Annotated in this window: 14 protein-coding genes and 1 pseudogene; 4 read left to right on the plus strand and 11 right to left on the minus strand. The window is 69.5% G+C overall.

Features of this window, described 5'->3' with window-relative positions; all coding sequences use genetic code 11:
* The first annotated feature begins 1,118 nt into the window (after positions 1-1,118).
* Positions 1,119-2,036, plus strand: a complete 918-nt coding sequence (locus ACWEVN_RS38325; protein ID WP_449683832.1) for a DUF1996 domain-containing protein — start codon at positions 1,119-1,121, stop codon at positions 2,034-2,036.
* Positions 2,037-2,088: 52 nt separating this feature from the next.
* Here ACWEVN_RS38325 and ACWEVN_RS38330 read toward each other — a convergent pair whose 3' ends face one another.
* The 7 genes from ACWEVN_RS38330 to ACWEVN_RS38360 all read right to left on the minus strand — a co-directional run bounded on the left by ACWEVN_RS38330 (position 2,089) and on the right by ACWEVN_RS38360 (position 7,348).
* On the minus strand, positions 2,089-2,628 hold the full coding sequence (locus ACWEVN_RS38330) for a DUF305 domain-containing protein (protein ID WP_452054534.1): 540 nt from the start codon (positions 2,626-2,628) through the stop codon (positions 2,089-2,091).
* Positions 2,629-2,681: 53 nt separating this feature from the next.
* The gene (locus tag ACWEVN_RS38335) at positions 2,682-3,455 is read right to left on the minus strand and encodes a family 1 glycosylhydrolase (protein ID WP_452054535.1); all 774 of its coding nucleotides are present in this window, start codon (positions 3,453-3,455) and stop codon (positions 2,682-2,684) included.
* A 21-nt stretch (positions 3,456-3,476) separates the two neighbouring features.
* Complete coding sequence (locus tag ACWEVN_RS38340; protein WP_449680096.1) at positions 3,477-4,379, minus strand: exo-alpha-sialidase; 903 nt, start codon at positions 4,377-4,379, stop codon at positions 3,477-3,479.
* Between the two features lie 461 nt (positions 4,380-4,840).
* Positions 4,841-5,167, minus strand: coding sequence for an acyl carrier protein (locus tag ACWEVN_RS38345; protein WP_452054536.1), 327 nt, complete (start codon positions 5,165-5,167; stop codon positions 4,841-4,843).
* Positions 5,127-5,891 (minus strand): ketoreductase domain-containing protein, encoded by a 765-nt coding sequence (locus ACWEVN_RS38350; protein WP_452054537.1) that lies wholly within the window; start codon positions 5,889-5,891, stop codon positions 5,127-5,129. The genes ACWEVN_RS38345 and ACWEVN_RS38350 overlap by 41 nt, the downstream gene beginning before the upstream one ends.
* Positions 5,885-6,388, minus strand: a complete 504-nt coding sequence (locus tag ACWEVN_RS38355; RefSeq protein ID WP_452054538.1) for a hypothetical protein — start codon at positions 6,386-6,388, stop codon at positions 5,885-5,887. Before ACWEVN_RS38355 ends, ACWEVN_RS38350 begins: the two co-directional genes overlap by 7 nt.
* An 81-nt stretch (positions 6,389-6,469) precedes the next feature.
* Entirely contained in the window at positions 6,470-7,348 is an 879-nt protein-coding gene (locus ACWEVN_RS38360) for an alpha/beta fold hydrolase (protein ID WP_449683827.1), read from the minus strand.
* Positions 7,349-7,460: 112 nt separating this feature from the next.
* Between ACWEVN_RS38360 and ACWEVN_RS38365 the strand changes: the two genes are divergently transcribed.
* Complete coding sequence (locus tag ACWEVN_RS38365) at positions 7,461-9,428, plus strand: BTAD domain-containing putative transcriptional regulator (protein ID WP_452054539.1); 1,968 nt, start codon at positions 7,461-7,463, stop codon at positions 9,426-9,428.
* Here the strand turns inward: ACWEVN_RS38365 and ACWEVN_RS38370 are convergent.
* Positions 9,383-10,681 carry an FAD-binding protein gene (locus tag ACWEVN_RS38370; protein WP_452054540.1) on the minus strand — a complete coding sequence of 433 codons (1,299 nt, stop codon included), beginning with the start codon at positions 10,679-10,681 and terminating at the stop codon, positions 9,383-9,385. The two genes, ACWEVN_RS38365 and ACWEVN_RS38370, sit on opposite strands and share 46 nt — an antisense overlap.
* A gap of 425 nt (positions 10,682-11,106) precedes the next feature.
* Here ACWEVN_RS38370 and ACWEVN_RS38375 point away from each other — a divergent pair, with 425 nt between their 5' ends.
* Positions 11,107-12,705, plus strand: coding sequence for a glycoside hydrolase family 27 protein (locus tag ACWEVN_RS38375; protein ID WP_449683824.1), 1,599 nt, complete (start codon positions 11,107-11,109; stop codon positions 12,703-12,705).
* Between the two features lie 279 nt (positions 12,706-12,984).
* On the opposite strand, the gene ACWEVN_RS38380 is transcribed toward ACWEVN_RS38375, so the two are convergent.
* From ACWEVN_RS38380 to ACWEVN_RS38390, 3 genes and pseudogenes are all read right to left on the minus strand, one after another.
* Positions 12,985-13,224 (minus strand): hypothetical protein, encoded by a 240-nt coding sequence (locus ACWEVN_RS38380; RefSeq protein WP_452054541.1) that lies wholly within the window; start codon positions 13,222-13,224, stop codon positions 12,985-12,987.
* 156 nt (positions 13,225-13,380) lie between these two features.
* Positions 13,381-13,785, minus strand: a complete 405-nt coding sequence (locus tag ACWEVN_RS38385) for a group II intron maturase-specific domain-containing protein (protein WP_452054543.1) — start codon at positions 13,783-13,785, stop codon at positions 13,381-13,383.
* Between the two features lie 12 nt (positions 13,786-13,797).
* A pseudogene (locus ACWEVN_RS38390) lies at positions 13,798-14,250 on the minus strand (reverse transcriptase domain-containing protein); the annotation flags it as partial.
* Between the two features lie 803 nt (positions 14,251-15,053).
* On the opposite strand from ACWEVN_RS38390, the gene ACWEVN_RS38395 reads away from it, so the two are divergent.
* On the plus strand, positions 15,054-15,330 hold a 277-nt coding region (locus tag ACWEVN_RS38395), incomplete at its 3' end, for a recombinase family protein (RefSeq protein WP_452054542.1).

Below are 15,330 nucleotides of genomic sequence, written 5' to 3' on the forward strand. Positions count from 1 at the left end.
CCGGGCTGTGCGTGCATCGCGACCTGCTGCTGCCCCAGTACATGCGCCAAGCCCGCACCGATCAGAAAACAGGGCTCGTCGCCCCCGTCTACCGATCCGAGGCCTTGGCCGCCGCGCTGCGCCGCGCCAAGCTGGCCGGCACCTCAGTCGGTGTGCGGCGGCAGCGTTCCTGGTCAGTGACCGCGCCGGTCACCCGAGCGAGGTGGTACTCCGATCGACGGCGGCTTCACGGCGTGACGTTCAAGCTGGATCCGGGATCGCCTTCCGACCAGCCGGATGCTCTGCGGCAACTTCTCCCGGTCCCCTGCGCCTCGCCGCGGCGCACCGCGTTGGTGGGAAAATTGCCGTCCAGAGTCTTGACGTCACCCAATCAGGACGGTTTACTTTCAGTTGTCTCGATGGAACCGGTTCCGCGGCCGCCACCTGGAACACTCCAGCACTTCGGGTTGGTCGATGTAAATCTGCCACCTCACCCGAATGCCGAGCGAGCCGCATGCTTGCCTCGGCATCGTGACGCGCACAGTGCGCGACACGATGGATCACGACTGACCAGGTGGGCTCGATGAGATCAAGGACGTTCTCCCGACCACGACGCACCGCAGCACCATCGACCGCAGCCGCGGGACGCATCCGCCGTCCGCTCCGGCCGAGTGGTGCCCGTGTCCGCAGAATTGAGTCGTTGCCGCGGGACTCTCGTGCCCACCACGGAGAATGGTGCGCCACCACCGATTCCGCGCCGCGGTCGACCGCGTTCGCCGACGCGAGCGGCAACACGACTCCCCGACAATAGGCTGCACTTTTCGCGCGCGACACTGAACGGCGCCCAGGCAATCCCCGTCATCACGACGGCGATAAGGCCATCTGCGGCCACGTATGGCTGAAGCGCACACGTTCAGCCGCCCAGCGGTGTCAGCACGACCGTGCACTCCCTCGGCAACTATTGCAGTAGTTCGGATCTTCGTAGCGCCTATCCAACATTTTGAAAACAAAGTGAGGAGATCTATATGCGAAGTACGCCGAATCGGGCTACCGGTTGCCGACCTCGACAGTTCCGGCTCCGGACCCGGGCCGTTCTCACCGCTGCCCTCGCTCTTGCGCTGGCCGGAAGCACCGCCTTCGTGGCCGGCGCGAGCGAAACGGGCTCCGCCGCCGCCGGCGCTTCGAGCAGCTCCGTCGCGGCGGATGCCGGCTGGGTGGACGTCGACCAGGCCCGGTACCAGCGCGAGCTGACCGACTACCAGCGCATCGTGCCGCCACCGGTGCCGGCCGGGACGACGAGGGTCCCCGAGTTCCACACCGACTGCACGATCGCGAACGAAGCCAAGGACGACGCGATCGTCTTCCCTCGCCTGCCCGGTGCCTCCCACATGCACACGTTCTTCGGGCCGCGGAACGACGCGTTCATGACAACGGAAACCCTTCTGACGGCCGGATCGACGACGTGTAACTCTCCGGGCGACAATGCCGCTTACTGGGTACCGCAGCTGCAGCGGAACGGGGTGGCCGTTCCGTTCAAGAGCATGCGCGTCTACTACGGTTCCCGGCTCCCCGACCCGTCGGCCGTCCGGCCGTTCCCGCCCGGGCTGGTGATGGTGCAGGGTGATGCCAAGCTGCAGGTGCCCACCCAGAAGGGCCAGGGAAACCAGTTCTGGTGCGCGGGCAGCGCCGAGGTCGGACGGAGCGCCGACGGGAACTGGCCTGTTTGTGCTCCTGGCGGGAACCTGATCTACCAGCTCACGTTCAAGGACTGCTGGGACGGCAAGCACATCGACTCGCCCGACCACAAGTCGCACATGGGTGACCCGGTCGCCGGCAAGTGCCAGGGGAACTACCCGGTCGCGGTGCCGAACCTGTCGTACATGGTCAACTACGACATCCTGGGCGGCGACGGCCTCGCGCTGTCCTCGGGAATGGCGTCGTCGATGCACGGTGACTTCATGAACGGCTGGGACCACGTCAAACTGGCGGCACTGGTCAAGACCTGCCTGAACCAGAACGCCAAGTGCGGGACCACGCCGAGCTTCACCGGCGGCTGAAAGCGACGATAAGCGGCTGCCGTGCCGTCCCGATCGGTCGGCACGGCGGCCGCTATTCAACCAGCGCGGCGAGCTGGCCCTGTTCCTGCAGGACTCGCGAAGCCAGGCTCACGGTCTGCGGCTCCTTGCCGGACGACTTCTCGCCGAGCGCCAAACGTTTCTTCTGATCCAGGTGATCACGCAGGCACTTCTTGAAGTAGTTGTCGAAGCCTGTATCGCGCAAGGCACCGGCCTGCGTGACCTGGTTGGACGAAACCATCCCCGGCATCTCCATCCCCTTGTGGGGATTCTCCGCCGGGAGGCCGGCCTGATCGTGAAGCCGCCGTAGTTCCAGCAGCTCCGACTTCGTCGAGGCGTCGGCTTTTTTGCCGAGGTCGCGGACAGCCGCGGTTCCGGTGCGGCTGTCTACAAGGGCAAGCAGCGGAACGAGCTGCTCGTCCATGGCTATGGTGATCTCGATCCAAGCGCGGTCCGTAGTGGTGTACGACGCCGCGATAGGGACGGATGGATTTTCGGACTGACCATGGAGTCCGGCGGCGCAGCCGCCGGCGAATACCATGCCCACGATGGCCAATCCGAGAAAAATGCGCATGGATCGATTACATGCCATTCGCTCCGACGATGTCAACTAACGGGGAGCAGTACTCAGGAGCGATTTCGGTGCTCAGCGATCAGGTCGGCGTAGAAGTGGCCGCTGGCTTTGACGGTCCGGAGCTGCGTGCCGTAGTCGACCCGGACGAGGCCGAACCGTTTGTCGAGGCCGTTGTCCCACTCGAAGTTGTCCAGCAGGGACCAGGCGAAGTAGCCCTTGACCGGGGCGCCCGCCTCGGCGGCCGACGCGACCGCCGTGAGGTGTTCCTCGAAGTAGGCGATGCGGTCGTCGTCCTGGACGGAGCCGTCCTCGGCGACCTTATCGTCGAACGCGGCACCGTTTTCGGTGATGTAGATGGCTTCCGCGCCGTAGTCGTCGTGCAGCCGGTGGATCAGGTCGGCCAGCCCCGGACCGTGGATTTCCCAGCCCATGGCGGTGGTACCCGCGCCCTCCGCCGGCACCTGCCTGGCGAAGGGCGCGGGGCCGGTGGGATCGTCCTCGACGATCTGGCGGAAGTAGTAGTTCAGTCCGTGGTAGTCCGTGGGCGCCGCGATGACGTCGAGGTCGTTGCCGAGCACGGGCGGTTCGACCCCGTAGACCTCGAGCATGTCGGCCGGATAACCGCGCCCGTTGGCCGGGTCGAGCCACCACCGCTTGACGTGCCCGTCCATCCGCTTCGCCGCGGCGACGTCCTCGTCGCGGTCCGAGGCGGGTTCGATCCCCGACAGGTTGCAGACGAGACCGATGTTCGCAGGGCGAGCGGCGTGCGCCCGGATCGCTTCCACACCGAGCCCGTGAGCCAGCAGCAGGTGGTGCGAGGCGGGCACGGCTTGCTCCAGGCGGTGGCGCTATTGCCGTCGGGGGTCCGGGTTCTCGCAGTCGTCCACCGAGATGATGCCCGCCTCGATCGGCGCGGATTTTCCGTACTGGGCTCCCGTGATGACGAAGACCAGGCCACGGTTCCGAGGGCTCTGGAGACCGTCGAGGGGAAGGGTGAACCGGCTGTACCCGGCCGGCATGGGCGAGGACAGGCGCGTCCACTTCCCGGGGTTGCCGAGGTGGCGGTTGATGAAGAAGTCCTGATTGTCGTTGTCCGTGACGATGATCGTTCCGTCCGGCCCACCCGAGTCCATCCACGACACCACGGGCGCTCCGTTCGGCGCAACGCCGTTCTGGTCGAGGAGCGGGGTGTCCTGGGAGAACCGGAACGACTCCGGGTCCTTCGCGATCCGGTAGTGCACGTGGTAGGTGTAGTGGTCTTGATCGGGGTTGTCCGGGTCGTCGGGCGCCCCGAATTCGTAGGTCATGATCCACCGGCCCCGGTTCAGCCTGGCCACGGTGGTCATGCCCGGTCGTTCGGGGTACGTCGTCCCGGTCGCATCGTCGACCACGGGACCCCACGTGCGCAGGTCCGTGCTGGTCTGGTGGGCGAGCTTCTGACCGAACTCCGGGTCCCGCTGGTCGGAGTAGTAGCAGATCAGCCGGTTGTCGTGCAGCAGCAGGAAAGGCTCCCACACCGGCGTCGCGCCGTTCGTCGTGTCGGGCGGTCCGCCCCGGGCCACCGTGCTCAGGAACCGCCAGGTGCGGCCGCCGTCCGTGCTGGCGTGAAGCTGGATGTTGGTGCTGGTGAAGCTGTCCAGCCAGTTGCAGGCGAAGAGCAACGCGCCCTTGGGCAAGCCCGCGAACGCCCGGGGCAGTTCGTACAGGAACGGATGAAGGGAAAGTCCGGTGGCCTCATCGCCGTTGGGCACACTGCCCTGCTTCTCCCAGGTACGGCCACCGTCGTCGCTCCGGTAGAGCGGGAAACCCGGACCGCCTCCCCCTTGAAACGTCGCGAGCAGCGTCCGCGACATCCCGGCAGGCCGCCCGGCGATAAGCCGCACGGCCCGGGCGTAGGACGCCCGTCCTCCCGGGTCCGCCACGACAACGGGCCCGAACGGAGTCTCTCCACGCACCTTGCCCGTCTCCGCGAACGCCGGCCCGGCCAGTCCCAACGTCGCCCCGGCGGCAACGCCCGCGCCTGCGCCGAGGAACATCCGACGGGAGAACCGCGAACGGCCGGCGGTCGGATCATCGGCGTGTGATGTGTGGCGATCCTGCACGATTGCCTCCAACGCCTCGCCGGACCACTTCGTCCAGATAATGAACTAAACCTGCCGTCCTGACCACTGTCAAGGACAGGAAACCGTTTCCACGGCGCGAATGGCCGAATTCACGACATGTAATTTTCTTGAGGGGAACGAGCCGGGTTTCGTTCCTGCGCGGTACGCCGCAGATCCAGGAGATGCCGCGCCGGCTCGGTGACGGTGGACCGGTCGAAGACGACGGTGGCGGGCAGGTCGATGCCCGACAACCCGGCGAGGCGGGTGCGCAGCTCGATCACGGTCAGGGAATCGAACCCGAGCTCCGGGAACGGGCGGTCGTCGTCGATCACGGCGGCGTTCGGGTGCCCCAGGACCCCCGCGACCTCCGCGCGCAGCAGCTCACGCAGCTCCGGCTCAGCCGGGTTCTCCGGCCAGCTCGCCCACGGCGCGGGCAAGCGTGCGGGCGAACGGCCGGTCGGCGGCGCCATCGACACCGTCGGGTCGGACCGGACGGGCACCAGCACCGGTTCGACCGAGCCGAGCGCGGCGTCGAACAGCGCCGGGCCCTGCTCGGCCGACAGCCCTTCCACGCCGGACGCGCGCATCCGCCGCCGGGCGGTGGCCGAGATCCGGTCGCCCAGACCGGTGCCCAGCTCCCACAGGCCCCCACGCCAGCGACAGCCCGGGCAGCCCCGCCGCGCGGCGGAGGTACGCGACCGCGTCCAGCACCCGGTTCGCGGCCGCGTAGCTGGCCTGCCCGGCCTTGCCGAACACGCCGGTGACCGAGGAGAACAGGACGAAGGCCGTCGACGGCAGGTGCCGGGTCACCTCGTCGAGGACCAGCGCCGCGTCCGCCGTGGGGCGCAGCACGACGTCGAGGCGTTCCGGCGTCTGGGCCGACAGCACCCCGTCGTCGACCACGGCCGCGCTGTGCACGACCGCCGTCAACGGCGGCTCGCAGCTGCCGACCAGCCGCGTCACAGTCGCCCGGTCCGCGACGTCGGCCGCGACGATCCGCACGTCCGCGCCGAGGTCCCGTAGCGACGCGAGCAGTTCGCCGGCTCCGGGCGCCGCCGGCCCGCTGCGGCTCACCAGCAGGAGGTGCCGGACGTCGTGCGCGGTGACGAGGTGCCGGGCCACCAGGGCGCCGAGCGCGCCCGTGCCACCGGTGATCAGCACCGTCCCGGACGGGTCGATCGGCCGCGCCGGTGCCGGGGCGCCCGGGTGATCCGCAGGACGTACGGCACGCCGTCGCGGACGGCGATCTGCGGCTCCGTACTGGTCCGGACCGGTTCCGTGGCCGCCGACGGCGGGACCGGAATCCATTGTGGACGGTAGAGCATCGTGTCGGGCGCCGCCATCGGCCGGGTCGTCAGCGATTCGACCACGGCCGCCGGGCTCCCGGCTTCGTCGTACAGCGTGACGCGGACGGAGCCGGAGCCGAGGCGGACGCCGCGGCGCAGGACGAGCTGACCCTCGCCATCGCCGCGCGCACCGGCACCGACGCCGTCGACGACCTGGACCCGCAGGTGGTCGCGGCGGTGGTCGGCACTGTCGAAACGTCGGCCGCCGGTGATCACGGCCGCGAGCTTCCAGCCCAGGTTGATCGCGTCCTGCATCGTGGCATGGGCTTCGTCGGAGACCCACCCCGACCAGGACGAACTACGAGAGGCCACCCGGCAATGGTTCGGCGTCCCGCTCAACGCCTAGGAGGATGGCCCGGGTCTGGGCGCAGCGACCCGCTGATCAAGACGAGCTCAGCGGGTCAGGAGGTCTCGGATCGCGCCCGCGATCTCGTCCGGCGCTTCCTCGGCCATAAAGTGCCCGGCGTTCGTCAGCCGGTGGTCCAGATCCGGCGCCCACGCCTTCCACACGGCGGCGGCGTCGTAGCCCAGTTGCGCGCCCCAGTCCTGCTGGACGACCGTCACCGGCATGGCCAGCTGTGACCCGGCATCCAGGTCGGCCTGATCGTGCCGGAGGTCGATGCCGGCCGAGGCGCGGTAGTCCGCGACGATCGACGGCACCGCCGCCGCGCTCGCCCGGAGGTACTCCGCCCGCACGTCGTCCGGGATCGCGGCCGGGTCGTTGGCCCACGCGTCGAGGAACGAGCCGAAGAAGGCGTCCGCACTGGCCGCGATCATCGTCTCCGGCAAGCCCGGCGGCTGCGCCATCAGGAACAAGTGGTAACCCACCGCCGCCGAGACGCCGTGCAGCACGTTCCACATGTCCAGCGTCGGAACGACGTCGAGGATGCCGAGGTGCGAGACGGTCTCGGGGTGGTCCAAGCCTGCCCGGAAGGCGACCAGGGCGCCCCGGTCGTGCCCGACGAGGGCGAAGCGCTCGTGGCCAAGTGCGGCCGCCAGAGCCACCACGTCGGCGGCCATGGTGCGCTTGGCGTACACCTCCTCGCCGGTGGCCACCGGCTTGGCGCTGGCGCCGTAACCCCGCAGGTCGGGGCAGATCACCGTGTGCTCACCGGCGAGCCGCTCGGCGACGTGCCGCCACATCAGGTGCGTCTCGGGGAAGCCGTGCAGCAGGACCACCGGGCTGCCGCTGCCGCCGACCGCGGCCGCCAGCTCGACACCGTCGGTACCGGGCAGGCGGACGTGGTCGAAACCGGGAATGGAGAGTGTCATCGAAGGTCGTCTTTCGGATCGGGAACCTGACCGGGCCGAGCCTGGGCGACGGCGATCAGCAACCGATCAGTGCGCCCGGGCGCCTCCGGCCTCCGGCCCCGATGATGGGGGCATGCGAATCGACGTGCTCGGTGCCGTGCGGGCCTCGGACGACGACGGGCGCCCGGTCAACCTCGGCGGTCCCCGCCACCGCGAGGTGCTCGCCCGCCTCGTCGCCGCCGAAGGACGGCTGGTCACCACCGACACGCTCGTCGACGACCTCTGGACCGAGCCACCGGCACGCGCGGTCGGCGCGCTGCGGACGTTCGTCGCCGCCCTGCGCCGCGCCCTGGAACCCGACCGGTCACCGCGTACCCCGCCGCGGGTGATCGTCACCGAAGGCCCCGGATACGCGCTGCGCCTGCCCCGCGAAAACGTGGACGTCCACCGGTTCGAGGACGCGCTCACCCGAACCCGCCACTCCCCCGGCGCGGTGACCGAACTCAGCGCGGCGCTCGCGGCCTGGCGCGGCCCCGCCTACGCGGACGTGCCGGATTCGCCGTGGGCGCGACGCGAACGCAGCCGGCTGGAGGAACTACGGCTGGCGGCGCTGGAACTACGCGCCGGCATCCTCCTCGACGCCGGAGAAGGCGCCGACCTCGTCGCCGAACTCGGCGCGCACGTCACCGAACACCCGTGGCGCGAACCGGCCTGGGGACTGCTGGCCCGCGCGCTGCACCACGCGGGCCGCCAGGCCGACGCGCTGTCGACCCTTCGCCGCGCCCGCGCGATGCTCGCGGGCCAGCTCGGCCTCGATCCCGGACCTGACCTGCAACGTCTGGAGGCAGACATCCTGACCGGGCCCGCTCCAGGCCCGCCGAACGCGTGGACCGGCCCGGGTGTCCGGCTCGGCCCACGCACCACCGTGGACCTCGCCCGCACGCTCGCGCTGGCCGGCGGCGACGCGCTCATCCACTCGCGGCGCGACCGCCTCGCCGCGATCCACGCCGCCGAACGCACCGGGGACCTGCACCTGGCCGCCCGGATCATCGGCGCCTACGACGTTCCCGCCATCTGGAGCCGCGCCGACGACCCCGAACAGTCCCGGGCGGTCGTCACCGCCGCCGAACGCACGCTCACCCGGCTCGGACCCGACGCGCCCGCCGACCTCCGGGCGCGTCTGCTGGCCACGATCGCTGTCGAAAGCCGCACCGCCGACCTGGCCGCAGGCGTGCTGAGCCGCGCCCGGCAGGCCGCGCACCAAGCCGAGGCGCTGGCCCGGGAGCTGGGCGATCCGGCGTTGCTGGCGTTCGCGCTCAACGGCGTGTTCCTGCAGTCCTTCGCCCGCCCCGGCCTCGCGGCGGTACGCGACGGGATCGGTGCCGAGATCCTCGACGTGGCGACCAGGAACGGCCTGCCGAACTTCGCTGTCCTCGGCCGGCTCGTCCGCCTGCAATCCGCTTCGGCCCTCGGTGATCTGGACACCGCGGCCGCGCACGCGACGGCGGCCGAACATCTCGCCGCCACCACCGAGGCTCCTCTCGTCGGCGTCCTCACCGCCTGGTTCCGGGCCCGGGTCACGGCGATCCGCAGCACCGAGCCCGCCGGACCGGCCGCGGCTGCGGCCGCGGCTCAGTACCGTGCCGCGGAGGGGGCCCTTCGCACCGCCGGGATGCCCGGCCTGCACCGTGGCCTGTTCCCGCTCGCCCTACTGGGACTGCGTCTGCTGCACGACCGTCCCACGCCCACCGACCGGCACCTGGACTGGGGGCCGTATCTGCCCTGGGCATGGCCCCACGTGCTGCTGGGCCAAGGCCGTGCCGAGGAGGCCCGCACCGCCCTGGCCGCGGCGCCGGAGCCACCTCCCGACCACATGCAGGAAGCGATGTGGTGCCTGACCGCCCACGCCGCAGTCCGCCTCGACGAACCCGAAGCCGCGGCGCGGGCCGCGGCGGCCCTGCGGGACGCTCAGGCGGAAGACGCCGGCGCCGGCAGTGGAATGCTGACCCTGGGCCCGGTGGCCCGGTACCTGGCGGACGCGGAGTCCCTCGCTGCTCAGTGCACCGACTGGGGGAACCGCAGCACGAGGTCCGGGTCGTAGCGGCGCGCCACGGCACGCAGCCGGCGCAGGTTGTGCCGGTAGGACGTCTGGGCCCAGTCTTGCTGCAGAGGGTCCAGGTAGTTGATGTACGTGCCGGTGCCGACCAGGCGCGCCAACGCCTTCTGCGCCTGGTCCACCTCACGGGTGACCTGGTCGGGCGGCAGGGTGCCGACGGAGCCGAAGACTTCGATGGACGTCGGTGCGCCGCGGTGCGGATAGGCCGTGTCCGTCGGCGTCTGCCGGTCGATCGCTCCACCGAGCGCGCCCAGGATCAACAGCGCGCTGTCCATGCCGCGCACCGTGTCCGCCACCGTCTGCGGGTCGTGCCACCTGTCCACGATCCGTGACGAAGCGCGGAATGCGTTGCGGGCCGGCTGACCACCGGTCATGATCGCCGTCGCGGTCGGGTAGTCGACCTCGGCGTGTTCGATCGGTGCGTCCACGCCGGTCGCGTCGAGCAGGCGGGCGAGTTCCGCGAGCACCACGCCCTCGCGTCCGACGCCGCAGCCGAGCACGTCCACCGCGCCGTTCGGTGTGGCCACGCAGGAGGTCGACACCTCATCGGGCAGCGCCACGCTCCACGGCTGCCATCCGCCGAGGACGTCTGCCGCCGACCCGGCCGGGAACCGGACGCGGAACACGGTCAGCACCTCGGGCATCGGCGCGGTGGCGAACTCGAACGAGGTGACCACTCCGAAGTTGCCGCCGCCACCGCCGCGCAACGCCCAGAACAGTTCGGACTCGCGGTCTTCCGACGCGGTGACCACCCGGCCGGCCACCGTGACCATCCTGGCGGCACGCAGCCTGTCGCAGACGAGGCCGTACGTGCGCTGCGTCCAGCCGAGTCCGCCGCCGAGGGTGAATCCGGCGATGCCGACGGACTGGCAGTTGCCCAGCGGCAGGCACCGACCGGCGGCGGTGAGCGCCGAGTAGACCTGGCCGAGGCGCGCACCCGCACCGACCACGGCAGTGCCGTCGGACCGCACCTCGACCGCGGACATCCGCGAAAGGTCGACCACCAAGCCGTTGTGCGGTGTCGAGTAGGCGGCGTAGCTGTGCCCACCGCCACGCGCAGCCACGCGGACGCGAGACAGGCGTGCTTCCTCCAGGCAGCGCTGCACGTCATGTGGCCGCACGCACCGGGCGATCGCGGCAGGCCGATGGTGGTCGAACAGCGAGTTGAACGGCAGCCGTGCGGTGTCATAGCCGTCATCACCGGGCACCAGGAGTTCGCCGTCCAGGCGAGCGCGCAACCGCTCCCACCGCGATGGGAGCGCGTCCGCGATCCCCTCCCCGCCCACACCCATCGCACCTGAGGCCACCGCCGCGCCCGCCCACCGCAACACGCCTCGCCGCGAAATCGCCACATCGTCTCCGTTCCTCGGTTCTGTGCGCCATTCCAACAAGGCGTTCAGTCAAGGCCAATCCGCGGTTCGGTGCTGTAACTTTCGTATCCGGCGCCGGAACCCCGCTGTTCGCGGACGTCGGCGGAATGCGCTCTTGTGAGCGTGAACATCGAATGCCAGACTGGCTTCCGCCTGCGCCGCTGACGGAAGTCGCTGCGTCACAGCCCCGTCGGCGACCAACCGGAACGTCGTACGCACCGAGGAGTGAGATCAGGGTGACCGCAACACGACTTCCCCGCCCTCGCAGGGCGGCCACGCTGTTGGCGGCAGGCGTGCTGCTGTCCGCGATCACGACGGTGCTGCCTACGTCGTCGGCGGAGGCGTTGGAGAACGGTGTGGCGCGCACGCCGCCGATGGGGTGGAACTCCTGGAACACGTTCGGCTGCAACATCAACGAGACGTTGATCAGGCAGATGGCCGATACGATGGTCAACTCCGGCATGCGTGCCGCGGGCTACGAGTACGTCGTGGTGGACGACTGCTGGATGAACCCGAACCGGGACTCCGCGGGCAACCTCCAAGGCGACCCGAGCCGGTTCCCCAGCGGCATGAAGGCGCTCGGCGACTACATCCACGGCAAGGGCCTCAAGTTCGGGATCTACCAGGCGCCGTTGGCCGAGACGTGCGCCCAGTACTTCAACTCCTACGCCGGTTCGACCGGGGCGCTGGGCCACGAGGAGCAGGACGCACGCCAGTTCGCGGCCTGGGGCGTGGACTACCTCAAGTACGACTGGTGCTCGCCCAGCGGCACGATCGACGACCAGGTGCGCACCTTCGCCAAGATGCGCGACGCGCTGCGCGCCGCCGGCCGCCCGATCGTCTACAGCATCAACTCCAACAGCATCCACGACAAGACCGGACCCCGCCGCAACTGGGGCGACGTGGCGAACATGTGGCGCACCACCGAGGACATCACCAACAAGTGGGACACCGGGCAGACCAACGGCTACCCGATGGGCATCCAGAACATCGTCAACGTCACCGTGCCCCTGGCGTCCTACGCCAAGCCCGGCGGGTTCAACGACCCGGACATGATGGAAGTCGGGCGCGGCGGCATGAACGACACCGAGATGCGCAGCCACTTCGCTCTGTGGGCCGTCATGGCCTCGCCCCTCATCGCGGGCAACGACCTGCGCAACATGGACGCCGCCACGTCGACCATCCTGAAGAACGCGAACCTCATCGCCATCAACCAGGACAGCCTCGGCCTGCAGGCCAGGCAGATCTCCAACGACGGCACCCGGCGCGTCCTGGCCAAGCAGCTGGCCAACGGCAACGTCGCGGTCGCCCTGTTCAACCAGGGCGGCGGCACGACCACCGTCTCGACCACGGCGAGCGCGATCGGCCTGTCGGGCAGCTCGTTCACGCTGCGCGACGCCTGGACCAACGGCACGACCACCACGTCCGGCGCCATCTCGGCCGGCGTCCCGGCGCACGGCACCGCGGTGTACGTCGTCAGCGGTGGCGGGGGCCCCGCGCCCACGTCGTTCTCCTTGGTGAGCCAGAACTCCGGCCGCTGCCTGGACATCGCCGGCAGCACGCCGACCAACGGCGCCCTGGCACAGATCTGGGACTGCAACAGCCAGACCAACCAGCGCTTCACCACGACCGCGGCCGGCGAGCTGCGCGCCTACGACGGCGCGAAGTGCCTGGACGTCTCCAACCAGGCCACGGCCAACGGCACCGCCGTGACGGTGTGGGACTGCAACGGCCAGGGCAACCAGCAATTCCGCGTCAACTCCGACGGCAGCGTGACGGCGGTGGCGTCGGGCAGGTGCCTGGACGTCAACGGCGGCGCCACCGCCAACGGGACGAAGGTCATCATCTGGGACTGCCACGGCGGCACCAACCAGAGGTGGACCCGCAGCTGATCCCCCGGACCGGCTTCCGCGCCGCGGTCAGCGGCCGGGAACCACCCGGGCACGGCCGATCAAACCGGGTGTCACGGTCGCGCATCAGTCGGGATAGGCGGTGATGCCGGCAAAGGGACGGTCGGACCCGCGTCCTGTCCATCGGTCGGGGCGAGCCGGCGCCGATATTCGACAGAGGAGGAGCCGGCTTCCTCGTCCACGGGTATCAAAGACGACGCTCGATCAGCATCATCGGAATGAGCCGGTCCGTCCGTGCCTCGTAGTCGTCGAACTCAGGACTCACCTGTTTCTGCTTCTCCCAGACTCCTCGACGTTCCTCGCCGGCGCCAGCACCAGGGCGGTCGAGCCCGAGACCGAGAGTGCTGTGCCGCGCCGGAGGCCGCCCGGCACGAGCTTGGCCAGCGCCGGCGCCACCGGCAGGGACCCGGCGGACGCCGACGCATCGAGGTTCGGCTCGCCGAGCTGGGCAGCCGTGCGGACACCGGGGATCGCCGCGAACCCGGCGACTGCTTCCGGCACCGCCACCATGCACCTCCAGCACCACGAACACGCACCGGAGACGCCCACGAGGGAAAGCCGCGAGCGAACCCGAACTCAGTCGGGTGGCCCGGGGGAATCTCACCCCCGGGCTCCCACGGATTCCCGGCGTGACAATCTCTCGTCACCGGGCTCTTGTCATCTTGATCGTTGAGCAGGCGGGACAGCCGCGACCCATGCCCAGTGCGCAAACATCCGGGGATGTCGTACGACGATCCCCCGCCAGCACCGGACCGCGGATTTCATGCCCCGCAAGCGTTTGTATTTCTTTCGGATCCACCGCACCAAGTAGGTGTTGATGCGGGTAAGGAGCCGATGCAGTGCGGAGCGGTAGTAAGCCCCGTAGTACTGCATACATCCCCGCACGACGGGATTGACCCACCGTGCGAGCTGAGCGAAAGTCAGGGTCGTGCGCGTGTGCAGCCGCCAGGACCGCACGTGCGAACTCAACCTTTTCAGGGCGGCCTTCCTGGCCGCGGGCAAGAATGCACTGAACCGCCTGCCTTGACGATCCTTGGCGCAGCGTTGACGGAAGGTGAACACCAGGAAGGTGAAGGCGGTGTGGTCATGAACACCACGCCGCTTACCGTCCTGACAGTACACGATCCTCGTCTTGCCGGGATGCAACCGCAACCCGACCTGTTCCGTCCGGAGGCCGATCGCCCGGGCCACGTGCTCGGCCTGAGCCTCACTCGTGCAGTGCACGACCGCGTCGTCGACGTAGCGCTCGAACGGGATGGCCGGGAACGTCCGCGCCATCCACGCATCGAACGCGTAGTGCAGGAACAGATTCGCCAGCACCGGGGAGACCGCCGACCCCTGCGGGGTGCCCCGTTCCCGGGACTGGACCTCCCCGTTCGAGGTCTGGACCGGCGCCTGCGGCCACCGCGTGACATACAGCACCACCCACCGCTGGTCGGTGTGCGACTCCACCGCCTTGACGACCAGGTCCCACGGGACGCTGTCGAAGAACTTCTCGATGTCCAGATCGATCACCCAGTCGCTCTTCCAACAGCGCTCCCGACATGTCGCGACCGCGTCTTACGCGGAGCGACGTGGGCGGGAGCCATAGGAGTCCGGATGGAAGGCCGGTTCAGCCGCCCTCTCCAGTCTCCGCGCCACCACCTTCTGCGCCACCCGATCAGCCACGGTCGGCACGCCCAGCACCCGAGTACCGGCGCCGTGTGCCTTCGGAATCTCCACCGCCAGCACCGGCGGCAGCAAGTAGCTCCCCGAGGACATCCGGTTTCAGATCTTGTACAGGTTGCCCCGTAGATCTTTCTCGAAGTCCTCGATCGAGCAACCGTCCACTCCCGGCGCACCCTTGTTGGCGCTGACCCGTTCCCAGACTTCCTTCACTTCCCACTTCGAAATGTCGAACGCCTTGCCCCACGATTCAGCTCGCCCACCGCGACTCCTCCCGGGAACCCGGACCTCGACCACCCGCCATCAAGACCGCGTCTCCTCACAGGGCTGGCAACGCGACATGGCCGATGAACTGGTCACGAGCCACGGCCAGGTCGTCGCCGCCTACTTCGACGCCGGCACCTCACGCCGCGTCCCATGGCGACAGCGAACGCAGGCTGCCCAGCTCATGACCGAAATCTCCAGTCCGGAGTCCGTGATCGATACGATCGTGGTCGGTGAATACGAACGCGCCTTCACCGGCACCCAGTTCGCCACCCTCTACACCCTGGTGCAACCGCCACGGTATTCAGCTCTGGCTCCCCGAGACAGGCGGACCGGTCGATCTCGGCAACCGGGACCATCGGGCACTGCTGTCGCTGCTGGCCACCCAGTCCCAGCGCGAAGTGCTCCGCGCTCGCCACCGCGTCCTGGCGGCGATGCACAACCAGGCCACCCAGCAAGGCCGCTACCTCGGCGGCCGACCACCCTACGGCTACCAGCTCGTCGACGCCGGCCCACACCCCAACCCCGCCGACGCCCGCTGGGGATGGCGGCTGCAACGCCTCGCTCCCGACCCGCGAACCGCGCCGCACGTCACCTGGATGTTCCGCCAGCGTCTCGCCGGGCACAGCGTCGCCAGCATCGCCCGGCACCTCAACGAACGCGGCATCCCATGCCCGT

The sequence above is a fragment of the Amycolatopsis sp. NPDC003861 genome (assembly GCF_053605405.1).